The sequence below is a fragment of the Frondihabitans sp. OV104 genome, from assembly GCF_057787745.1.
The window spans coordinates 2057786-2079792 of the sequence record NZ_CM173541.1 but is presented as its reverse complement, the minus strand read 5'-3'; the positions used below and the strand labels follow the sequence as shown (position 1 = coordinate 2079792).

Genomic DNA, 22007 nt, shown 5'->3' with positions numbered 1-22007 from the left:
CCTCTCAATCGACTGAGCGAGATCGGCGACTCCATGACGGCGACGACGGCACGACCGACGGGGCGAGTGCGCCTCGCCGTGCTCGCGGCCGGCGTCGCCGCCCTGGCATCCTGGACCGTCGCGACCTCGGCCGAGTGGACCGACTCCCTCTCCCTGGGCCCCCGGGGCCCCGACGGCGGCGACCTGGTCTCGACCTCGTTCGGCTTCGAGCAGCGAGCGGTGGCGACCGATGGCACCACGGGGGAGTGGACGGGCGGCGGAACGGCCGACCCGCTCACCGCCCTGCCGTTCACCGGCGAGGTGCTCGAGGCCGGAGCCCCGGTCTACGCCGCGCTCGAGGTCCGCACCCGCGCCGGCTCGCTCGCAGGCCGGGTCGCCGTCGCGGCTCCTGTGCCGGAGGGCGCCGCCGGCCCCGACTCCAGCGCCCTCTGGAAACGCCTCCACGTCCGCATCGCCGCCCTCGCCCCGGGCGCCGGCTGCTCGGCCGCGACCATCGCCGGCGGGCAGCAGCTCGCCGACGGAACCCTGGCGAGCGTCCCCGCGTCCGGCCCGGTCTCCCTCGCGGCCGATTCCGGCGACGCGGTCCTGCTCTGCTTCGAGGTCGGCCTCGATCCCGGGGCGCAGGAACTCCCCGCCGCCGCCCAGACCACCGCCACCTGGGCCCTGCAGGCCGTGAGCACGGCGTGACCGGCCACCGTCTGCGAGGCTGGGGCATCGTCGCGGTCGCGGCGGCGGCGGCCACCCTCGCCTCCATCGTCGTCCTCGCCGTCGACGTCACGCTCGTCGAGGGGGCCGCTCCCGCGCGCGAGACGGTGGCCGTCAGCGCCGACCGGGGCCTCCAGCCCCAGTTCGCCGGCTTCAGCCCCGGGTACGCGGAGACGTGGCGCCTCGACGCGACGCCGGGCAGCGACGCGAGGCTGGAGCTGCGGGTCGAGCCCGCCGGAGGCCTCACCTCGGTCGACGACGGGCTCGCACTGTCGGTGGCGACGTGTCGGGATTCCTGGACCGCCTCGAGTTCCTGCGCCCGGAAGACGACCGTGCTGGCGACGACGCCGCTGAGCGACCCCGTCTTCGACGACGGCATCGTGCTCGGCCGAGTGGCGGCGGGCACGACCGTGCACGTGCAGCTGGTCTTCGAGATGGCCGACACGCCGGCCGCGCGCACGGACGACTCTCTGATGGGTCTGGCCGGGAGCGCCGACCTGAAGGTCACGGCGTCGGGCATCACGCTCTCAGGATCCGGCGCCGGCGGGGCGGGCGGCGGCGGGCAGTCGCCCGGGGCGGGCTCGGGAGCGGGATCAGAGGCAGGATCGGCCTCGGGCTCCGGGTCGACGTCGGGTTCCGGCTCGACCGCTCTCGACGGCTCCGACGGCCGTGATGGCAGCGAGTCCGCGGCCGGGTCTTCCGAGCGGTCCGACCCGAGCGCGCGCGGGAGCGACCCCCGTGACCGGAGACTCGCCTGGACGGGCACGACGATCGCCGGGGCCGGCGTGCTCGGCGCCTCGCTCGTCGGCATTGGCGCCGTCGTGATGCTGGCGCGCCGGCGCACCCCGCGCTCCTAGCGCATCCTCGCTCGCGGCCCCTCGGGTGGATCGGCGGGTGCTCAGCGGGCGTGGTGCGCGGCGCTCGCGTGCCGGCGGGCGTCGTAGGCGTCGGAGAAGGAGGCGGTGGTGAGCGCGGGGTCGGCGTCGGACTCCGCCAGGTGGCGGGGGTGCGGCGAGGGAGCAGTCGCGTCGGAGGGCGACGCCGGTGGCGGGGGGCGAGTTCCTGCGCCCTCGGGCTCGTCGTCGCGGGGCACGAGCTCGTCGGGATCGCGCAGCAGGCGCTTGTCGAGCGGCGGGCGGAAGCCGATCACGGCGAGCATGCCGAAGAGCGCGCCGACCGGGAACACGACCTGCGGCTTCGAGACGGCCGACAGCACGAAGCCGAGGCCCGGCGTCGACCAGAAGACGCGGTCGGCGCTCCTCGTCACGATCGGATCGGGGTCGGCCTCGGCGTTCGCGTCGCCCTTGATGACCAGCGACCAGGCGCCGTCCGGGCGCTCGGCCTTCGACACCAGGCGGTGCGTGATGCGCTCGCCGTCGCCGCGGATCACGCTCACCACGTCGCCGGGCTGCAGCTCGGCCGCCGGCACCGTCTTCGACAGCGCGAGGGCCCCCGTCGGGATCTGCGGCGACATCGAGCCGGTGCGGAACACCAGCGGCGTCACGCCGAACAGCAGCGCGGCCGCCGCCACGAGCAGGCAGAGCACGCCGATCACGGAGCCGATCCAGAGGATCACCTCGCGGATCGCCACGGCCGCGCGGAATCCGCGGCTGGCGGTCGCTGGGGCTGATGTCATCGGCTCTGCTCGATCGTGGGGAAGAGAAGCGGGCGATGGTCGCACGGTCCACCCGAATGGAACCGGTCGAACCACCGCCCGCTCGTCCCGACTCGGCCGGGACCGGAGTGACCTGGAGAAGGTCGAAAGACTACTGGTTGGCAGTGAACGACACCGTCGCGACCGTCGACCTGCCCTGGGCGCCGGTGGGGGCGCTCGACGGCAGCTCGACTCGGAAGCAGAGGTTCTCGACGGCACCCACGGCCAGGGGGCGACCGGTGACGGCCGGGGCGGCGCTCAGGGTCGTCGTCGGCGAGATGTTCGTCGCGGTCACGCCGGCGGCCGACGTGTAGGTGGTCGCGTTGCAGGTCGCCGACGTGCCGTTCGACACGATGCCCCAGTTGAGGTTCGCGTTGAGGGGGGTTGCGTCGGTGCCGTTCGTCGACCCGACCGTGAAGCCATAGGTGAACGGCACCGTGCCGGCGTTGCTCACGGGGAGGTTCGCGTAGACGACCGTGCCGGGCACGGCATTCGCCATGCTGAGCGACGTGACGGCGACCGTGCCGTCCTGGCCCTGGAGCTTGAGGTCGAGCGATCCGGTGCTGAACGTGCCGGTCGCGGCTCCGGTGTCGGACCACGCGGCGAGCGTCGCGACCGTGCCGAGGCCGACGACGGCCCCGAGGGCGAGGACCGCTCGGACCCTGCCCGAGCGGGAGAGGCCCCTCTTTCGAGGTGCGGGGGCGTGCGGGGTCGCCAACTGGGTCGACATGGAGTCTCCTGATCCTGATCCGGAGGACTGCGAGGGAAGCTGGTTGGGCCTCCGCCGGTGGTGAGCCGGGCGGTCCGTGTGCGTTCGAGGGTACTCCAGACAATCCGGTTCGACCAGTGTCAGATCGCCCCCGTCCGGGGGACTCGCGGGCGAGGCCCCACCCCGGCCGCGAGTGTCGGCGGCTCCGACTACTCTTTCTCTGTGGTCACCGCTCTGTATCGCCGTTATCGGCCCGAGAACTTCGCCGAGCTCATCGGACAGTCTCAGGTGACCGATCCTCTGCGCACCGCCCTGCGCACGAACCGGGTCAACCACGCCTACCTGTTCAGCGGCCCGCGCGGCTGCGGCAAGACGACGTCGGCCCGGATCCTGGCGCGCTGCCTCAACTGCGCGGAGGGCCCGACCGACACCCCGTGCGGCGTCTGCCCGAGCTGCGTCGAGCTGTCGCGCGACGGCTCCGGCTCGCTCGACGTGATCGAGATCGACGCGGCCAGCCACAACGGCGTCGACGACGCACGCGACCTGCGCGACCGCGCGATCTTCGCCCCGGCCCGCGACCGCTACAAGATCTTCATCCTCGACGAGGCGCACATGGTGACGCCGCAGGGCTTCAACGCGCTGCTCAAGATCGTCGAAGAGCCGCCGGAGCACGTCAAGTTCATCTTCGCGACGACCGAGCCCGACAAGGTCATCGGCACGATCCGATCGCGCACGCACCACTACCCCTTCCGCCTCGTGCCTCCCGCGCAGATGCTCGACTACGTGCAGCACCTCTGCGAGACGGAGGGCGTCGAGGCCGCGCCCGGAGTCCTGCCGCTCGTCGTGCGCGCCGGAGGCGGCTCGGTGCGCGACACCCTCTCGCTGCTCGACCAGCTCATCGCCGGGTCGGAGGGCGACGCCTCCGGCAGCGTGACCGTCGAGTACGAGCGCGCCGTCGCCCTGCTCGGCTACACGCACGCCTCGCTGCTCGACGCCGTCGTCGACGCGCTCGGAGCCCACGACGGCTCGGCGGCGTTCGCCAGCGTCGACCGCGTGATCCAGACGGGGCAAGACCCGCGACGGTTCGTCGAAGACCTCCTCGAGCGGCTCCGCGACCTCATCGTCGTCGGGGCGACCAACGAGGGCGCCGGCGCGGTGCTGCGCGGCATCACGCCCGAAGAGCTCGAGCACCTCGCCCGCCAGGCGCACGCGTTCGGCGCCGCCGAGCTCTCGCGCTCGGCCGACGTCGTCAACCGCGCCCTGACCGACATGACCGGCGCGACGTCGCCGCGCCTCCACCTCGAGCTGATGATCGCCCGCGTGCTCGTGCCCGAGAGCGACGAGACCGGCCGAGGTGCTCTCGCCCGCGTCGAGCGGCTCGAGCGTCGGGTCGGCGTCGATCAGGGCGGTGCAGATCAGGGCGGTGCAGATCACGGCGTTGCGGGGCAGGGTGCTCCTGCGCGGGCTGGCGCGTCCTCGGGCGGTGCCGCTCCGTCCGGACTGCCGCCGCGCGGTGCCGCGCAGGGCGATGCTGCGCGCGGTGCCTCGCCGGCCGCGTCCGGTGCGTCTGCCGCCGCGCCCGCCTCGTCGTCGCCCGCCGCCGCCGCGGATGCCTGGGCCGCTGTCGCGCCAGGAGCGCCGGCCGCCCCGCCCACGCAGGCTCCCGCTGCCGCTCCGGCGCCGGACGAGCCGGTGTCGTCCGCCACGACGACTCCGTCAGCTCCCTCGCCGGCCGCACCATCGACGCCATCGTCCGCTTCTTCTCCGGCCGCGTCGTCGCCGCCTCCGGCCGCGCCGGTCGGCGCCGTCACGCTGCAGCAGCTCCGCGACAGCTGGCCCGAAGTGCTCGAGGTCGTCGAGCGCGACAAGCTCTCGGCCTGGATGGTCGCCATGACCGCGACGGTCCGCGACTTCGCCGACGAGGTCCTCACGCTCACCTTCCCCAGCGTCAACGACGTGGAGCAGTTCAAGCGCCCTGCCGGAGCCTCCGGCGAGGGCGTCAGCGAGCACCTGCGTCGCGCGATCGTGCAGGTGCTCGGCGTGCGGGTGAAGTACATCGCGAGGGTGGAGCGTCCCGACGAGGGCGGTTCGGCGGCACCGGCGGCGACGATGCCCGCGGCGCCGAGCCCGACGGCTCCGGAGGCCGTGGCGGGCCCGGCCGCACCGGCGGCGGCGGCGACCCCGACGCCGACGGTCGCGGCGGCGACGGCAGCGTCGGGCCCGGCGGCGGGCGGGCACGATCCTGCGCCGGTACGCCCTGCGCCGGCACGCCCTGCGCCAGCACGCCCTGCGTCCGCCTCGTCGGCGCCCACCACCGGCTGGGACGTCGCGCCGATCCCGCAGTCGGCTCCGCCGGAGGCCGACGGGCCCGGCCCCGACGAGCTCGGCCCCGACGAGCCCGGCCCGGACCTGCCCGAGCACATCTCGACGGAGCCGCCCGGGGGAGTCCCGCCGGTCGACGTCGAGCCTCCGGTCGACGCCCGCCCCGCGGCCCCCGCCTCGACCCCGGCCGCGTCTGCTGCTGCCCCGTCTGCACCTGCTGCCACCCGGTCCGCGGCGCCCGCCCACTCGGCGCCCTCGGCACCGCGCTCACCCGCACCGAGCCGCGGCGTGCCGCAGAACTCGCGGTACGGCGAGGCCGTCGTGCGCGAGATCCTGAACGCGCAGTTCATCCACGAAGAGACCGTCGCGCCGCGTGTCACGCCGCAGAGCGGGCCGCCGGCCGACGGGAGCAGCTGAGCATGTACGAGGGCATCGTCCAAGACCTGATCGACGAGTTCGGCCGGCTTCCCGGCATCGGGCCGAAGTCGGCTCAGCGCATCGCGTTCCACATCCTGCAGACCGAGAACTTCGACACGTCGCGGCTCGCCGAGCTGCTCGTCGACGTGAAGACCAAGGTGCGCTTCTGCGAGATCTGCGGCAACGTCACCGAAGAGACCACGTGCTCGATCTGCCGCGACCCGCGGCGGTCGCCGGCCACGATCTGCGTCGTCGAAGAGGCGAAAGACGTGCAGGCGATCGAGCGGACGCGCGAGTTCCGCGGCCTGTACCACGTGCTCGGCGGCGCGATCAGCCCGATCGACGGCATCGGCCCCGACGACCTCCGCATCCGCCAGCTCGTGCAGCGCCTCGCCGACGACACTGTCACCGAGGTCATCATCGCCACCGACCCCAACCTCGAGGGCGAGGCGACGGCGACCTACCTGTCGCGCATGCTCGCGCCCTTCGGGCTGCGTGTCACGCGCCTCGCATCGGGCCTCCCGGTCGGCGGCGACCTCGAGTACGCCGACGAGGTGACGCTCGGGCGCGCGTTCGAGGGCCGGCGGCTCGTCAGCGAGTGATCTCGCAAGGACTCCTGCAGTAGACGTCCTTGTCAGTCCTGCATGCGAGACCCTGTTTCCTTGCAGGGTGCGTAGATCGGGGCGCAAATCCTTGTGAGCGCGCACACGTTCCTCTCGTAAGGACGCCAGCGGGCGGCGCCCCCGCCGTAACCCGCTCGAAACGTCCCATAGAATCGTGGGTCAAGCGCGGCGATCGACCGCCCGCTGTGAATGGAGTGACCCGGTGGCGCTGATCGTGCAGAAATTCGGCGGTTCGTCCGTTGCCGACGCCGAGAGCATCAAGCGGGTCGCCAAGCGGATCGTCGAGACGCGCAAGGCCGGCAACGAGGTCGTCGTCGCCGTCAGCGCGATGGGCGACACGACCGACGAGCTCCTCGACCTCGCCAACGAGGTCACGCCGATGCCCGCCGGCCGCGAGCTCGACATGCTGCTCACCGCTGGCGAGCGCATCAGCATGGCCCTGCTCGCCATGGCCATCCGCGGCCTGGGCGTCGAGGCGCGCTCGTACACCGGCAGCCAGGCCGGCATGATCACCGACGCCCAGCACGGCAAGGCGCGCATCGTCGACGTCACGCCCGGCCGCGTCCGCGAGGCGCTCGACCAGGGCGCGATCGCCATCGTCGCCGGCTTCCAGGGCTTCAACCGCTCGACCGGAGACATCACGACGCTCGGCCGCGGCGGCTCCGACACCACGGCCGTCGCCCTCGCGGCGGCGCTCGACGCCGACGTCTGCGAGATCTACACCGACGTCGACGGAATCTTCACGGCCGATCCGCGCGTTGTGCCCAGAGCGAAGAAGCTCGACCGCATCACGAGCGAGGAGATGCTCGAGCTGGCCGCCGCCGGCTCGAAGGTCCTCTACATCCGCGCGGTCGAGTACGCGAGGCGCCACGGCGTCACCCTGCACGTCCGCTCCTCGTTCAATGGCAACGAGGGAACACTGGTCGTCAACCCGAAAGAGGGAGAGCACGTGGAAGAGCCGATCATCGCCGGTGTCGCCGGAGACCTGAGCGAGGGCAAGATCACCGTCGTCGGCGTGCCCGACAAGCCCGGCAAGGCCGCCGAGATCTTCCGCACGGTCGCCAAGACCGGCGCGAACATCGACATGATCGTGCAGAACGTGTCGGCCGCGGCGACCAGCCTCACCGACATCTCGTTCACTCTCCCGAAGGCGGATGGCGCGACCGTCATCCAGGCCCTCGAGTCCGAGCGCGAGTCCATCCAGTTCGCGGGCCTCCTGTACGACGATCAGATCGGCAAGCTGGCCCTGGTCGGCGCCGGCATGCGCACGAACGCCGGCGTCAGCGCCAAGCTCTTCACCGCGCTCTACGAGGCCGGCATCAACATCGAGATGATCTCGACCAGCGAGATCCGCATCTCGGTCGTGACCCGTGCCGACACCCTCAACGACGCTCTGCGCGTCGTCCACGCGGCCTTCGACCTCGATGGCGAAGACCTCGCCGTGGTCCACGGCGGCACCGGCCGCTGACGCGGCCCCTCCCACGAAGCCCCACAGGCACGAGAACAGGACAAGACCATGGCTGAAGGCCTCCGCGTAGGCGTCGTCGGTGCGACCGGGCAGGTGGGTGCCGTGATGCGCTGGCTGCTCGAGGAGCGCGAGTTCCCGATCGCCGAGATCCGGTTCTTCGCCACCGCGCGCAGCGCCGGCACCACCCTGCCGTTCAAGGGCGAGCAGATCGTCGTCGAGGACGTCGAGACGGCTGATCCCTCCGGTCTCGACATCGCGCTGTTCTCGGCTGGTGCCACAGGATCGCGCAAGCACGCCCCGCAGTTCGCCGCCGCGGGCGTCCTGGTCATCGACAACTCGAGCGCCTGGCGCATGGACCCCGAGGTGCCGCTCGTCGTCAGCGAGGTCAACCCCCACGCCATCGACGAGGCCGTCAAGGGCATCGTCGCCAACCCGAACTGCACGACCATGGCCGCCATGCCCGTGCTGAAGGTGCTCGACGCCGAGGCCGGGCTCGAGCGGCTCACGGTCAGCACCTACCAGGCGGTCTCGGGCTCCGGCCTCGCCGGCGCCGAGGAGCTCCTGACGCAGGCCAGGGCGGCTCTCGAGCAGGACACCATCGGCCTGGTCCAAGACGGCGCCGCGGTCTCGTTCCCCGAGCCGGTCAAGTACGTCGCCCCGATCGCGTTCGACGTCATCCCGTTCGCGGGCAGCCTCGTCGACGACGGTCTGAACGAGACCGACGAGGAGAAGAAGCTCCGCAACGAGAGCCGCAAGATCCTCGAGCTGCCCGATCTGCGCGTGAGCGGAACGTGCGTGCGAGTTCCTGTCTTCACCGGCCACTCGCTGTCGATCAACGTCGAGTTCGCCCACGACCTCACGCCCGAGCGCGCCACGGAGATCCTCTCGTCGGCCCCTGGCGTGGTGCTGTCCGAGGTGCCGACTCCGCTCGCCGCCGCCGGCCAGGACCCGAGCTTCGTGGGCCGCATCCGCCACGACGAGGGCGCCCCGGGCCACCGCGGGCTGGCGCTGTTCATCTCGAACGACAACCTTCGCAAGGGTGCCGCCCTGAACGCGGTGCAGATCGCCGAGATCGTCGCGGCGCGTCGCACGGTCGCCGCCGGCTGAGTCTCGCTCGGCATCGAGCGTTACCCGAGAACGCGGACGCTCGTCGAGCCATAGACTCGACTGGTGACTGCTGCAACGGAGCCCATCGACGTCGCCCTCATCGGCGGCGGAATCATGTCCGCGACCCTCGGCACGCTCCTTCACGAGCTCCAGCCCGAGTGGACGATCCGGGTCTACGAGTCGTTGAACGACGTCGCGCAGGAGAGCAGCAACCCGTGGAACAACGCGGGCACCGGTCACTCGGCCCTCTGCGAGCTGAACTACACGCCCCAGAAGGCCGACGGCTCGATCGACATCACGAGCGCGGTCAAGGTCAACGAGCAGTTCCAGGTCTCACGCCAGTTCTGGTCGTTCCTCATCGGCGCCGGGGCGCTCCCCGAGCCCGACCGCTTCATCAACTCGACGCCGCACATGAGCTTCGTCTGGGGTGCGGCGAACGTCGAGTACCTCCGCAAGCGCAACGAGGCGCTCGAAGGGCACCCGCTGTTCGCCGGCATGGAGTTCAGCGACGACCCCGGCACGATCGCGGAGTGGGCCCCTGCCCTCATGGCCGGTCGCTCCGCGGGAGAGCCCGTCGCGGCGACGCACATCCTGGCCGGCACCGACGTCGACTTCGGGGCGCTGACCCGCAACCTGTTCGACCACCTCACCTCGACCGGCACCGAGCTGCTGCTCGGCCACCGGGTCACCGACCTCACCCGCCTGCCCGGCACCGGCTGGGGGCTGACCGTGGTGAGCGGCGCTACCGCCGAGACGACCCGGGTCCGGGCGCGATTCGTCTTCGTCGGCGCCGGCGGAGGGGCGCTCGGCCTCCTGCAGAAGTCGGGGATCCCCGAGATCGCCGGATTCGGCGGCTTCCCGGTGAGCGGCGAGTTCCTGCGCACCGACAATCCCGAGGTGGTCGCGAAGCACCAGGCCAAGGTGTACGGCAAGGCCGCCGTCGGCTCGCCGCCCATGTCGGTGCCGCACCTCGACACCCGCGTGGTCGACGGCACCGCGAGCCTGATGTTCGGGCCGTACGCGGGCTTCAGCCCCAAGTTCTTGAAGTCGGGCTCGTACCTCGACCTGTTCAAGTCGATCCGGCTGCACAACCTGTACCCGATGATCCGGGTCGCGCTGTCGAACTTCGACCTGCTGAAGTACCTCGTGAGCCAGCTGGCCGCGTCGAAGAAGACGAAGTTCGACGCACTGCTCGAGTTCATGCCCGACGCCGACCCGAAGGACTGGTACCGGATCACGGCGGGCCAGAGGGTGCAGGTCATCAAGAAGGACGCCAAGAAGGGCGGCGTGCTGCAGTTCGGCACGGAGGTCGTCTCGGCGGCCGACGGCTCGATCGCCGGCCTGCTGGGTGCCTCGCCTGGCGCCTCGACGGCCGTCCCGATCATGCTCACCGTGCTCGACCGGTGCTTCCCGTCGAAGAAGGCCGAGTGGGCGCCGAAGCTGCGCGCCATGATCCCGACGGTGGGCGAGCAGCTGGCCGACGACGAGAAGAAGGCCGCGGCCACCATGGAGTCGACCGCGAAGTCGCTGGGCATCCACGCCTGACCCCCGTCTGTACCGGCCCGGGTTGGCGTCATGTGTCGCCCGTCGGCAGTATGATCTGCGTGGACCGCATTCGGGGCACAAATAACCCCGTATGGGTGGTCCACCCGCGTTATGTCCCCTGAAACCGGGGTACACGGAGCCGCCGTCTTTTGCGATACTTCGAATAGCCGCAGATCTCGCTGCGGCCCCTGCAGTCCACAGACATGCTGACGCGGGCCGGAACGAAGGAGGACGCGTGCTGCTCGGGCTACCCAGTCATCTCGCTCCTCAGAGTTCGGGTCGCGCGATCGCACGCTCCTGTCACGCCATCGCCATGATGCTGCTCATCGCGGCGGCGGTCGTCCTGAGCGCCGTGCAGCTGTCCCGGCCCGCCTTGATCCTGTGGCCGGCGCTCCTGGCGCTCGTGCCGATGTTCGCGTTGATCCTGCTCATCGAGAAGGTCCGGTCGACGGCGTCGACCGTCGCGTACCTCGTGATCGGCGGCGCCTCGGTCTACGTCTACGCGGTCGCGGTGCTCTCGCAGATCGCGAGCGTCCAATCGTCTGACGCATTCAGCCTCTCGCTGCCCAAGCTCGCCCTCGTCATGGTCGGCGGCAGCGGCCTCTATGCCAGCCGCGGCCCGCTCTGGGCGACGTTCGGCCTGGTCGCCGGCGAGATCGCCACGCAGATCGCGACGATGCAGACGCACGCCCAGCCGAAGGTCGACGTCACGACCCTGCTCGGCTACATCCTCATCGTCGCGACGATGGGCGGAAGCCTCGTCGCCCGAGAACGCGCAAAGCGGGTGCAGCCGAACCTCCACCGCGCGGCCCGCGACGTGCAGATGTCGGGGGTCCGCTTCGAGATCGAGCAGCAGGCGTCGGCTCTCGTGCATGACACGGTCCTGAGCCACCTGGCCGCGCTCTCGCTGGCGAAGCCCGGCCGGCTCGACCCCGAGCTCGTCTCCGCGATGGAGCACGACCTCGAGGTCCTCATCGGCCAGGAGTGGCTCAACGAGGCCGCTGCCGGCCTCACCTCCTCCCAGGTGGACTGGGAGGCGACAGAGCTCTACTCGGCGATCGGCAAGTCGATCGACGCCGGTCTCGACGTCGCCGTCACCGGCGACGTGCTGGCCGTGGTCCGCCTGAACTCGGTCCGGGGCCGTGCCCTCGCGCTGGCAGTCGCGCAGTGCCTGGCCAACGTGCAGAAGCACTCCGGCACCGACAGGGCCGAGGTCGTCGTCTTCGGCTCGGGCTACGACGTCTCGGTCATGGTCATCGACAACGGCGTGGGCTTCACCGAGAGCGAGACGCCCCGCGACCGCCTCGGCGTCAAGAACTCCATCCGCGCGCGCATCGAGCGCGTCGGCGGGGTCGTCCAGATCTGGTCGTCTCCCGGCAGCGGCACCTCGGTCATGATCGACCTTCCGGCCGAGCCCGCCGCGGCATCCGACACCGCGCCGAGCGGCGACGTCCCGATCATCGCCCGCTCGGCGGAGGACGCCGCATGAGCGATCGCGAGGCCACCGCCCAGCAGGTCGATCCGCTGGGCGCCCTGAACATGCGTCCGGTGACGGTCGTCATCGCCCTGTTCGCCGTCGCCCTCGCGATAGGCCGCACTCTGGCTCAGGTCGACGAGGTCATGCGCGACGGCTTCTCGATCATGTCGATCGTCTTCGTCGTCATCGCAGCCGCGACCCTCGTCGTCGCGTCGAGCCCCCTCCGAGCCCCGCTCCGCCGCACGCGCTTCGTGGCCGTCGTCGCCTGCGGCGTGCTCGGCATGCTGCTCGCCGCGGTGGCCACGGCGGGCCACGACGTCATGGTGCGCGACGACTGGGGGAGCACCGTCATCGGCCTCCTCATCCTGGCGTGCGCCCCGTACCGCCCCGGCCGCGATCTGCTCGTCGCCACGGTCGTCTCGGCCGTCGCCGTCGGCATCGTCGTGCTCCTCGAGGCGCCGACCTTCGCCACGCAGGCGCCCGCCCTCGTCTTCGTCGCCGTCGGCGTCACGCCGGTCGTCGCGCTCGGCGTCGGCAGCGCCGTCTACTCGGCCAACTTCGTGCGGCAGGTCAGCCAGTGGACCGACCGCGCCGAGTCCCTGACCGCCGAGCGCGCCTCCGAGGTGCGCTCGGGCATCGCCCGTTCTGTCCAGCAGGATCGCGTCACCGGTCTCAACCGCGACGTCGTCCCGTTCTTCACGTCTCTGGTGGAGCGCGGCGAGGTCACCGACGCCGACACCCGCCGCGCCGGCGAGGTGGCCACGCTGATCCGAGAGCGGATCGTGGCCGACGCCGACCGCAGCTGGCTCGAGCAGGCCCTGCTCGACGTCTGCCCCAACGGCGAGGCGGGCACTGTCGTCGACCGCTCCCGGCTCGCCGACCACATGACCACCGACCAGCGGACAGCCGTCCGCGCGATCGTGAACGCGATGTCCGTCGACGACGCCACTCGCACCTCCAGCCTGGGGATCGTCCTCCACGACGACGCCCCTCTCGTCCGGGCGCTCCTCCGCGTGGAGAGCACCTCGACGGACGCTGCCGCCAGGCAGCACTTCGCCCCCTACTTCGCCGTCCTCCGCATCCTGTTCCGCGACCTCCAGGTCGATGTGAACGGCTCCTTCCTCACATTAAGGTTCTCCTATGACCAGCACTGACCCGACGGGCAGCAACACTCTCCGGTCGAGTTCGTCGCGGCCCCTCCCCGTCGCCTCCTGGAACTCGCTCGCCCCCGAAGCGCCCTCGCAGCGTCGAGTGCGACTGGCCATCCTCGACGACCACGAGGTGCTCCTCGACAGCCTGTCGAGCTGGATCAACGTCAACGCGTACGACTTCGACCTCGTGCTGACGGCTCACACCTGGCTCCAGCTGGTGCACAGCGACAACTTCCCGACCGACCTGGTCTTCCTCGACTTCCAGCTCAAGGAGCCGGTGTCGATCGAGGCCCGAGTGCGCACCTGCCGTGCCGCCGGAGCCAAGGTCGTCGTGCTGTCCAGCCTCGACACCCGCGAGTCGCGCGAGCGCGCCCTCGACGCCGGGGCCTCGGCCTTCCTCAGCAAGGCGCTGCCGATGCGCGAGGTCATGGACGCCGCCCGCCAGGTCATGGGCGTCGCCCGCGACAACGCCCCGCAGCGCGACTGGCGCCCGCTCCCGGTGGGCGCGGCCAACCAGAGCCGCCCCAAGCTCAGCGCCGGCGAGGCAGAGGCCTTCCGCCTGTACGTATCGGGCTTCTCGACCAACGAGGTCGCCCAGCAGATGAACGTGCAGTACGAGACCGCCAAGACCTACCTGCGCCGCGTCCGCGAGAAGTACGCGAAGGCGAACCGCCCCGCGTCGAAGAAGGCCGAGCTCATCAGGCGAGCGGCCGAAGACGGCTACCTCCAGTAGCAGCCGACCGCGTCGGCCCGGCTACGCTTTCGGAGTGGCAAAACTCTACTTCCGCTACGGAGCCATGAACTCCGGCAAGAGCACCGCGCTCCTGCAGGCGGCCTACAACTACGAGGAGCGCGGTCAGCGCGTGCTCCTCGCCAAGCCCGACACCGACACGCGCGGCGATGATCAGATCGTCTCGCGTCTCGGCGTGACCCGGCGCACCGACTTCCTGGTCGGGGCCGGCGACGACCTGGCGGCCGTGTTCAGCGCCGCGAGGCAGAGCGTCCGCGATCAGACGGGGCAGGAACTCGCCTGCCTCCTGGTCGACGAGGCGCAGTTCCTCTCCGCCGCCCAGGTCGACGACCTGCTGCGCATCGCCGTGCTCGACGACATCCCCGTGCTGGCGTACGGCATACGCACCGACTTCCAGACGCGGGCCTTCGACGGCGCCGCGCGGCTCTTCGAGGTGTCGCACTCGCTCGAAGAGCTCAAGACGATCTGCCGCTGCGGGCGCAAGGCCATGTTCAACGCTCGGCTGATCGACGGCGCGTACGTCTTCGACGGCGACCAGGTCGCCATCGACGGTGCGACGGTCACGTACGAGCCGCTGTGCGGCTCGTGCTACCTCGAGGAGTCCGGCGGGCGCCTGGCCTGAGTCGCGTCCGCTACGGGGTGCTGATCTGGATCTCGGAGCGTCCCGTGGAGTCGAGCACGCTCACGTGCGCCGTGGCGGTGCCGCCCGGCAGCGTGACACGGCACTCGAACGACGCGCCCACCGAGAGGGCGACGGTGGCCGGGCATCCGACCGTGGCGGCGATGCTCGTGTCGCCCTTGATTGCGGCCGTGAGCGCCGCCTGAGCCTGGGCCTGCGAGTAGAGGAGGGTTCCGTCGGCCTGGGGCGTGCCGATGACCGGGGTGGGGGCCCCGGCGGCGCTGTGGGCGATGGCGGAGGTGCCCGCTCCTGCGCCCGTCGAGCTCGAGGTCGTGGTGTGCGACCCGGCGCGCTCCAGACCGGCGAGGACGCCCACCGAGAGGGCCAGGCCGAACAGCGCCAGGAAGAGCACCGCGAGGATGAGGGCCGCTACCGCGTGGGGCCGACCGACCGGGGTGAGCCCGGAGGACTTCATCTGCGAAGCACGGATGAGACCCACGATCGACAGCGGGACGGCTGCGATGACGAGGCCGATCACCACGACGCCGACTCCCAGCTGCGCCAGGACTGCGATGGGGGAGGTGAGCAGTCGCTGAGTCGTGAGTGCTATCGACACGCCGTCGGTGATCAGCGTGATCAGCATGAACGTCAGCGCGAGGCGCGCGGGCTTGTTGCGGGGCTGGAGGGTGAAGGCGCCGGGACGGGAGGCTCCGAAAGGGGATCCCGTGCCGTACACGGCGTGCTCCGGCGAGGCCGGCGCGTTGGCGATCCACGCGGCCGGCGTGTGCCAGCCGTCGCTCGGCGACGCGGGAGGTGTGGCGGTGGTGGCCAGCGGGTTCAGCGGCACGTAGGGCGATGAGGCGGCTGCGGCCGGTGCGGCGACCGTCGGCTCGACGGACCCGGCCGGGGGAGTGCCCACGGCGACCGAGGGGAGGTTGCGGAGGCTGCGACGGCTGGGGAGCGCGGGCGACTGCGGGCGCGGCTGGGTGGTGGCGCGCTGCGTGGCGGCACGCTGGGCGGCGGCGCGCTCTGCCGCTTCCCGTTCGGCGGCCGCGTGCTCCTCGACCTCGGCCGACGCCGGGGTCGATGCGGGGGTCGGGGCCGAGGCGGTCGGTACGGCGTCCAGGGTCTGGGCGGTCCACTGCGCGCCGTCCCACCAGCGGTAGGCCGCGGCGGCGCTCGGATCGGCGTACCAGCCCGCCCGCGGAGCGGTCGTCGTCGTGTCGGTCACGTGATCCCCCAGAGATGTGTGTCTGACCAGAGTAGGGAGCGGGAGGGAGCCTCGGGCATCCCCAGTCCTGGTGTCGTGACGGCGGTCACTTCACGCTCAGGACCAGGGTTTTCGCCGTCCCGGACGAGATGTTCGACGTGCCCGCGTACGACGCCTTGAGCGAGTAGCGGCCGGCTTTCGCGAACTTCGGCAGGGTCAGGATCACCCGCCCCTTCTTCGACGACGGCAGCGTGTAGGTCTTGATCGTCTTGCCGCCTGCCTTCACGGTGAGCGTGCCGGTCGGCGCGGAGACACCGGTCGCGGAGACGGCGACCGTCAGCTTCGGCGTCGTCGAGCGGCTGACCTTCGTCGCGGCCAGGCTCGATCGCACGCTGGGCGCGGCCTTCCTCACCGTGACGGTCGTCGATCCCGAACTCGACGACGTCTCCGCACTGGCGTCGGCAGGCGTGAACGAGGCGGTCACCTTCTGGATGCCGGCGGAAGTGGTCGAGGGGAGGCGGTACGAGGCGCGTCCGTAGGCGTCGAGGGCCACGGTCGACACGGTCCTGCCGTTGCGGGAGAAGGTCACCGCGCCGTCGGCGGCGTCACCGCTGCCGTCTGCGAGCGTCACGGCCGCGGTGGCCGTCACCGTCGTGGTCGACCCGTACGTCTGCGAGGCGCGGTTCACTGCCAGCGTCGTCGCGGTCGCGACGCCGGCGACTCCCGGCCTGCCCGAGGGGGCGGAGGTCTTGTCTGCCGGAGCCGGCTCGTCGCCCGGCATCTCCGGCGCCGCGATGCTGACGGTCACGACAGCACCCGACGCGGGCGTCAGCGACTTCACGGCGATGGTGACGCCGGAGCCGTAGTCGGTGAAGCTCTGGCCGGCGTAGAGGCGCGTGTCGCGCCTGGCCGGGTCGCTCGCGGTGTCGGGCGAGGTGGCGAGGACGAACGTCGCCGGGTACGTGCCCGACTGGGCCGACCCGTCGAGGGTCCGCATGATCCGCACGATGCCGGTCGACGCGCTGCTGCCGAGCGAGCACTTCGTGTATCCGCCGTAGGCCTTGTCGCAGTTCTGCAGGTAGCCGCCGAACTCGGCGTCGGTCGAGTCGCCGCCCGCCTTCGTGCGGTACTCGACGTAGTAGACGGCGCCGGTCACGGGGTCGGTGACCTGCAGCGACCGGCTGCCGGACGAGCCGCTGAGCGGAGCCACCGTGAAGGTCTGCGTGCTGCCCGCGGTGTCGTCGGCCTCCACGCCGGAGAGATAGCCCGCGAGCGAGCGCTGGACGCTCGAGAGTCCGGGCCGGGCGCCCTTGAGCGAGTAGCCCATGATGTCGGAGTAGTCGCCGTACTCGAGCACCGGGCAGAGCACCGAGTCGTTCTTCTCGTCGGCGTAGGCGAAGTCGCTGCCGAGGCCGTCGAACTCCGTCGAGGAGCGGCAGATCGCCGAACCCGAGTGCTTGAAGCCGAGGTTGTGGCCGAACTCGTGCAGCAGCACAGGAACCCCGTACGTCTGATCGCCGCCGTTGCCGCTGAAGATCTCGCCGCCGAGGCCGCCGACCGTGCCGAATGCCTGCGTTCCGCACGCCTCCTTGCTGAGGGCGATCAGGTGCTTGTGCGTGCCCTGCCAGCTGTAGTTCGCGAAGGCGCCCTTGAACGCGGTCTTCGCGACGCCGTCGAGGGCGGCGCCCGGGTCGGAGCACGTCGAGAGGCCGAGCGAGTCGTCCTCGATGCCGCCGAGCTGGATGTCGACGGTGTGCGACGACTGCTCCCACCAGTAGTCGTGCATCGACGCCACGGCCGCCTTGATGGTGGCGTCGTCGACCTCGTCGTCGCCGTTCGTGTCGTCCTTGGTCGAGGTGGTCACCGCGACTCGGCTGACGTAGACGGTCTCGACGGTGACACCGGTGCTGGTGCTGTCCGCGGTGCTGTGCGTCGTCGACCTGGGCGTCCTCAGACGGGACGCAGGAACTGCCGGAACGGTCACTTCGTCGTTCGACAGGTCGACCGTGTGCGTCGGGGCCGCCGTCGTCGCGGCGTACGCCGCCGGGCCCGGCGTCCCCGCGCCGATCGCGCCCAGCGCCACGGCCCCCGCGCAGAGGACGGCGAGCAGAGTGGCGGGGCGGCGGCGTGCAGGCAAGGCGGGCTCTTTCGGATCGGCCCCGCGTCTCAGGGCAACCCGCCTACTCCACCATCTGGCAGCCGTCGGCCCCAGACCCACTCCGGGTCGCCCGCGTCCGGGGGCCACCTGCTCCGCGGGCACGACCGCCATGCGCCGGCGGGCAAAGCACGCGTGCGACGGTGATGACCGCCATGGGCCGGAGCGAGCGCCAGCGAGCAACGGCATGCGCCGAGAGGCGCCAGACAAGCACCGCGCGAAATCCCGGGCGCGCCGCCCGAAGGCCACCGAGGATGACCGCCATGGGCCGGAGCGAGCGCCAGCGAGCAACGGCATGCGCCGAGAGGCGCCAGACAAGCACCACGCGAAACCCCGGGCGCGCCGCCCGAAGGGCGGGCCAGAAGGGGAACGAAAAATTGGCCCCACCCAAGGGTGGAGCCAATTTGTTCGTCGGGGTAGCGGGATTCGAACCCACGACCTCCTCGTCCCGAACGAGGCGCGCTACCAAGCTGCGCCACACCCCGATGGTGTGTGTCGCCCTTCAGAACCCGGGGGCCCGAGGGACTCCACTACATTAGCCCATGTTCGGAGGCGTCAATGTCACGAGGACCGCCTCGGGGGCGCAGGCGAAGCGGAACGGCGCGTAGATCGAGGTCCCGATGCCGGCCGAGACCTCCAGCTGGGCGGTCTTGAACGCGTGCGTCCACGTGCTGAGGCCGGCGACCTGCTTGCGCGGGATGTCGCAGTTGGTGACGAGCGCGCCGTAGCCGGGCACGCAGACCTGGCCGCCGTGGGTGTGCCCGGCGAAGATCAGCTCGGCGCCGTTGGTGACGAACGAGTTGAGCACGCGCTGGTAGGGGGCGTGGGTGAGGCCGATGGTGAACGGCGCCGGGCCGTCTTCATCCTGCCAGCCGACGTTCTCGCGGAGGTCGTCGAGGGCTCCGGGGATGCGCTCGAGGTGGTCCCAGTCGCGGTGGGCGTCGTTCACGCCGAACAGCTCGAGGCGGTTGCCCTTCACCTCGAGGGCGCGCGCGGTGTTGTCGAGGTCGAGCCAGCCGAGCGATTCGAAGAAGCCGGTGAGGCGCTCGTTGTCGAGGGCGACCGGCTTGGCGCCGGCGCGGCTGGGCCCGCCGAAGTAGGTCAGCGGGCTCTTGAACTTCGGTGCGATGTAGTCGTTCGAGCCGTGCACGAACACGCCGGGCACGTCACGGAACGGCTCGAGCGCGTACTCGACGGCGTCGTACGCGTCGACGTGGCCGAGGTTGTCGCCGGTGTTGACGATCAGGTCGGGCTCGAGGCCCGCGAGGCCTCGAATCCACTCCTGCTTGTCGGTCTGCCACGGCGCCATGTGGATGTCGGAGAGGTGCAGGACGGCGAGGGGCCGTGATCCTGCGGGCAGGATCGGCAGCACCTCGCGACGCACGGCGTAGCGGTTGCGCTCCACGAGGGCCCCGTAGGCGAAGGCGCCGGCCGCCCCGACGGCGGCGAGGGTCGCCGCCGACAGCGAGAGGTCGGCCGTGCGGGCGCGGCTCACGAGCAGTTCCCGGGGTCTCTGCCGCTCTTGCCGCCGCCCACGGTCAGTGCGATCGCGGAGTCCTTCGCGGCTGAGGCGCCGTCGCCGGGGTTCGACGACACGACGTCGCACTTCTGGTCGTCGTCGCTCTTGGCGAACCCGGTGGTCACCTTGGAGGTGTCGAACCCGGCGTCCTCGAGGTCGCCGAGGGCGTCCTTCAGGCTCTTGCCGCTGAGCTCGGGCACGGTGGCCGCCTGCGATCCGTCGCTGGTGTAGACGGTGACGTTGCCGCCGTTCGGCACGAGGCTGCCTTCGCCCGGGCTCGTTCCTGCGACCTGGCCCTCGGGCTGGCTCGACGCCTGGGTGCCGCCGTCGACGTAGTTCAGGCCGACGCCGCTCAGGAGGTTCTTCGCCGCGTCGACGCTGTTTCCCGTCAGAGCAGGCACCTTGACGCCGTTGCCGGTCGCGAGGTTGCCCGACGGAATCGGGAAGGCCGTGCCCGGGTAGACGGTGTTGTTGAGACCCTGGACGGCCTTGAAGAGGCCGCTTCGGCTCGTCGCCAGCGTGCCCTGGCCGTAGACCGGGCTGGAGTACTGGCGCAGGCTGTGGCGCTGGCCGGACGTGTCGCCCATCCAGGTGACCGTGGTCAGAGCCGTGGTCGAGCCGTTCAGCCAGATCTGGTCGGCGTCGTCGGTGGTGCCCGTCTTGCCGAACTCGGGGGTGGCGTCGGGGAGTGCACCCGAGGCCGTGCCGCCGCCCTGGAAGACGCCCTGCATCGCCGAGATGGCGGTGGCTGCGACGTCGGGGTCGACGACCTGCTGGCAGTCGCTCTTCTGGCCGGAGACCGACTTGCCGTCGGGCGTCGTCACCTTGTCGACGACGATCGACGGGCAGTAGACGCCCTTGTTGGCGATGGCCGCGTACGCGGTGGCCATCGTGAGCGGTGCGATGTTGTTCGTGCCGAGGAACGACGACGTGTTGTCTTTCAGCTCGGCGCCGGTGGCCGTGTGCACGCCGAGCTTCTGGGCGACGTCGCGGATGTCGGCGAGGTCGAGCTGCTGCGCCATGCTGGCGTACGCGACGTTGACCGAGGCGGCCGTGGCGGTCTTGACCGTCATGTAGCCGGAGATGTAGCCCTCGTCGTTCTTCGGCTTGTAGCCCTGCGGGAACTCGCCGTCGACGGTCGAGTAGGTTCCGCCGTCGACGGTCATCGTCGGGAACGTGCGCGGCGTGGCGTCGACCAGCTCGTTGATGCCGTGCCCCTTCTCGAGCCAGTCGAGCAGCGTGAACATCTTGTACGTGGATCCGACCTGGAAGCCCTGCGACGACCCGTACTTCGTGTCGACCGAGTAGTTCAGGTAGGTGTTGGGGCCCGTCAGCGAGGCGCTGGCGTCGGTCGTGAGGTTCTTGTTCTGGGTCATGACGACCACGCGGCCGGTGCCCGGCTCGACCGAGTCGACGACGCCGCCGAGCGGGAACTGCGAGAACGTGGCGGGGGCCCACTGGTCGATCTGACCCTTGGCGTTCGCCGTCAGATCGAGGTTGATCGTCGTGTGGACCTTGTAGCCGCCGGTGTTCCAGTTCTTGGTGCGGGCGGCGTCCGAGCCGCCGAGGAACGCGTACGACTTGATCATCTCGGGGGAGGTGACGTAGTCGCAGAACTGCTGGGCGCCGCCGGCGGTGACCGCGGCGCACCCCTGGACGGCCGGCGTCAGCTTGACCGAGTCGCCGACCTTGGTCTCGAGGCCGCGCTTGAGCGTGTCGGCCGTGATGTAGCCCTGGGCCTCCATGGCCTTCAGGATCACGTTGCGGCGCGCGACGTTGTTCTTGTAGTTCTTCGGCGTCGACAGATCGCGGCTCTCGGGGTACTGCACGATCGCGATCAGGCTGGCCGCCTGCGTCGGCGTCAGGCTCTTGGCGCTCTTGTTGTAGTAGTGCTGAGCCGCGGCCTGAACGCCGTACGTCTGATCGCCGAAGTAGGCGATGTTCAGGTAGGCGAGGAGGATCTCGTCTTTGGAGTACTTCTTCTCGAGCCCGATCGCGTACTTCATCTCCTGGAGCTTGCGCGAGACGGTGACCTCTTTGGCGTCCTTGATGGCGGCGGCCTGCTTCTTGGGGTCCTTGATGTCCTGCGCCTGGGCGAGACGGATGTTGCGGACGAGCTGCATCGTCAGGGTCGAGCCACCGCCCGACTCGCCGAGTCCGCCGCTGAGCGAGCCGACGCCCGCGCGCACGATGCTGGTGAGGTCGACGCCGCCGTGCTGGTAGAAGCGCTTGTCCTCGCCGGCGACGACCGCGTGCTTCAGGTTCGGCGACACTTCATCCCACTTGAGGTTGACGCGGTTCTGCGAGTAGATGGTCGCGAACGGCACCTGCTTGCCGCCGGATTCGCCGTACAGCGTGTTGCGCTGCTGCAGCTGGCCGATGGAGATGTACTCGGGGAGGCTTTCGAAGATCCCGATCGACGACGACGCCGTCACGCTCGAGACCGCGAGGGCCGGCGTCACTCCGATGGTGACGAGGAGGCCGGCGAGGGCGCTGAAACCGACGAAGCCGAACACGGCTCCGACGACAGACGTGGGCCTCTTTTTTTGGGCAGACATAGGATCAGGGTAAGTGA

17 protein-coding genes and 1 tRNA gene are annotated in these 22007 nt (G+C 70.9%); 11 read left to right on the top strand and 7 right to left on the bottom strand.

Annotation, left to right across the window (positions count from 1 at the left end):
* The first annotated feature begins 33 nt into the window (after positions 1–33).
* Positions 34–687: a hypothetical protein gene (locus AC3CBB_RS09805; RefSeq protein WP_488624432.1), complete on the top strand. Its 654-nt coding sequence runs from the start codon at positions 34–36 to the stop codon at positions 685–687.
* A complete protein-coding gene (locus AC3CBB_RS09800; RefSeq protein WP_488624431.1) occupies positions 684–1562 on the top strand; it encodes a hypothetical protein in 879 nt (292 codons plus the stop codon). Before AC3CBB_RS09805 ends, AC3CBB_RS09800 begins: the two co-directional genes overlap by 4 nt.
* 41 nt (positions 1563–1603) lie before the next feature.
* Here the strand turns inward: AC3CBB_RS09800 and AC3CBB_RS09795 are convergent, their stop codons facing one another.
* Both AC3CBB_RS09795 and AC3CBB_RS09790 read right to left on the bottom strand, forming a co-directional pair.
* Positions 1604–2341 carry a signal peptidase I gene (locus AC3CBB_RS09795; protein WP_488624430.1) on the bottom strand — a complete coding sequence of 246 codons (738 nt, stop codon included), beginning with the start codon at positions 2339–2341 and terminating at the stop codon, positions 1604–1606.
* Between the two features lie 130 nt (positions 2342–2471).
* Positions 2472–3089, bottom strand: a complete 618-nt coding sequence (locus AC3CBB_RS09790) for a SipW-dependent-type signal peptide-containing protein (RefSeq protein WP_488624429.1) — start codon at positions 3087–3089, stop codon at positions 2472–2474.
* A 201-nt stretch (positions 3090–3290) separates the two neighbouring features.
* Between AC3CBB_RS09790 and AC3CBB_RS09785 the strand changes: the two genes are divergently transcribed.
* The 9 genes from AC3CBB_RS09785 (at position 3291) to AC3CBB_RS09745 (ending at position 14551) form a co-directional block, all read left to right on the top strand.
* Complete coding sequence (locus AC3CBB_RS09785; RefSeq protein WP_488624428.1) at positions 3291–5807, top strand: DNA polymerase III subunit gamma and tau; 2517 nt, start codon at positions 3291–3293, stop codon at positions 5805–5807.
* A gap of 2 nt (positions 5808–5809) precedes the next feature.
* Positions 5810–6409, top strand: a complete 600-nt coding sequence (recR, locus tag AC3CBB_RS09780; RefSeq protein WP_123507384.1) for a recombination mediator RecR — start codon at positions 5810–5812, stop codon at positions 6407–6409.
* A gap of 223 nt (positions 6410–6632) precedes the next feature.
* Positions 6633–7898: an aspartate kinase gene (locus AC3CBB_RS09775; protein WP_123507382.1), complete on the top strand. Its 1266-nt coding sequence runs from the start codon at positions 6633–6635 to the stop codon at positions 7896–7898.
* 48 nt (positions 7899–7946) lie between these two features.
* On the top strand, positions 7947–9005 hold the full coding sequence (locus AC3CBB_RS09770; RefSeq protein ID WP_488624427.1) for an aspartate-semialdehyde dehydrogenase: 1059 nt from the start codon (positions 7947–7949) through the stop codon (positions 9003–9005).
* Positions 9006–9119: 114 nt separating this feature from the next.
* Positions 9120–10550, top strand: a complete 1431-nt coding sequence (locus AC3CBB_RS09765; protein ID WP_233580084.1) for a malate:quinone oxidoreductase — start codon at positions 9120–9122, stop codon at positions 10548–10550.
* A gap of 313 nt (positions 10551–10863) precedes the next feature.
* Positions 10864–12039, top strand: coding sequence for a sensor histidine kinase (locus AC3CBB_RS09760; protein ID WP_488624426.1), 1176 nt, complete (start codon positions 10864–10866; stop codon positions 12037–12039).
* The gene (locus AC3CBB_RS09755; protein WP_488624425.1) at positions 12036–13181 is read left to right on the top strand and encodes a hypothetical protein; all 1146 of its coding nucleotides are present in this window, start codon (positions 12036–12038) and stop codon (positions 13179–13181) included. The genes AC3CBB_RS09760 and AC3CBB_RS09755 overlap by 4 nt, the downstream gene beginning before the upstream one ends.
* On the top strand, positions 13168–13911 hold the full coding sequence (locus tag AC3CBB_RS09750; RefSeq protein ID WP_123507372.1) for a response regulator transcription factor: 744 nt from the start codon (positions 13168–13170) through the stop codon (positions 13909–13911). The genes AC3CBB_RS09755 and AC3CBB_RS09750 overlap by 14 nt, the downstream gene beginning before the upstream one ends.
* Before the next feature lie 34 nt (positions 13912–13945).
* A complete protein-coding gene (locus AC3CBB_RS09745; protein ID WP_488624424.1) occupies positions 13946–14551 on the top strand; it encodes a thymidine kinase in 606 nt (201 codons plus the stop codon).
* Between the two features lie 10 nt (positions 14552–14561).
* On the opposite strand, the gene AC3CBB_RS09740 is transcribed toward AC3CBB_RS09745, so the two are convergent.
* From AC3CBB_RS09740 to AC3CBB_RS09720, 5 genes are all read right to left on the bottom strand, one after another.
* Positions 14562–15779 carry a DUF2510 domain-containing protein gene (locus AC3CBB_RS09740; protein ID WP_488624423.1) on the bottom strand — a complete coding sequence of 406 codons (1218 nt, stop codon included), beginning with the start codon at positions 15777–15779 and terminating at the stop codon, positions 14562–14564.
* An 85-nt stretch (positions 15780–15864) separates the two neighbouring features.
* Positions 15865–17895 (bottom strand): hypothetical protein, encoded by a 2031-nt coding sequence (locus AC3CBB_RS09735; RefSeq protein WP_488624422.1) that lies wholly within the window; start codon positions 17893–17895, stop codon positions 15865–15867.
* Positions 17896–18324: 429 nt separating this feature from the next.
* Positions 18325–18398: transfer RNA gene (locus AC3CBB_RS09730), tRNA-Pro, on the bottom strand.
* A gap of 50 nt (positions 18399–18448) precedes the next feature.
* Complete coding sequence (locus AC3CBB_RS09725; protein ID WP_123507364.1) at positions 18449–19408, bottom strand: metallophosphoesterase; 960 nt, start codon at positions 19406–19408, stop codon at positions 18449–18451.
* Positions 19405–21990: a transglycosylase domain-containing protein gene (locus AC3CBB_RS09720; RefSeq protein ID WP_488624421.1), complete on the bottom strand. Its 2586-nt coding sequence runs from the start codon at positions 21988–21990 to the stop codon at positions 19405–19407. Before AC3CBB_RS09720 ends, AC3CBB_RS09725 begins: the two co-directional genes overlap by 4 nt.
* Between the last annotated feature and the right edge of the window lie 17 nt (positions 21991–22007).

Excerpts from the sequence above, each read along its gene's own strand:
- AC3CBB_RS09790 (WP_488624429.1), bottom strand. The coding sequence starts at position 3,089 with ATGTCGACCCAGTTGGCGACCCCGCACGCCCCCGCACCTCGAAAGAGG.
- recR (WP_123507384.1), top strand. The coding sequence starts at position 5,810 with ATGTACGAGGGCATCGTCCAAGACCTGATCGACGAGTTCGGCCGGCTT.
- AC3CBB_RS09750 (WP_123507372.1), top strand. The coding sequence starts at position 13,168 with ATGACCAGCACTGACCCGACGGGCAGCAACACTCTCCGGTCGAGTTCG.
- AC3CBB_RS09795 (WP_488624430.1), bottom strand. The coding sequence starts at position 2,341 with ATGACATCAGCCCCAGCGACCGCCAGCCGCGGATTCCGCGCGGCCGTG.
- AC3CBB_RS09755 (WP_488624425.1), top strand. The coding sequence starts at position 12,036 with ATGAGCGATCGCGAGGCCACCGCCCAGCAGGTCGATCCGCTGGGCGCC.
- AC3CBB_RS09720 (WP_488624421.1), bottom strand. The coding sequence starts at position 21,990 with ATGTCTGCCCAAAAAAAGAGGCCCACGTCTGTCGTCGGAGCCGTGTTC.
- AC3CBB_RS09760 (WP_488624426.1), top strand. The coding sequence starts at position 10,864 with ATGATGCTGCTCATCGCGGCGGCGGTCGTCCTGAGCGCCGTGCAGCTG.
- AC3CBB_RS09805 (WP_488624432.1), top strand. The coding sequence starts at position 34 with ATGACGGCGACGACGGCACGACCGACGGGGCGAGTGCGCCTCGCCGTG.
- AC3CBB_RS09770 (WP_488624427.1), top strand. The coding sequence starts at position 7,947 with ATGGCTGAAGGCCTCCGCGTAGGCGTCGTCGGTGCGACCGGGCAGGTG.
- AC3CBB_RS09765 (WP_233580084.1), top strand. The coding sequence starts at position 9,120 with ATGTCCGCGACCCTCGGCACGCTCCTTCACGAGCTCCAGCCCGAGTGG.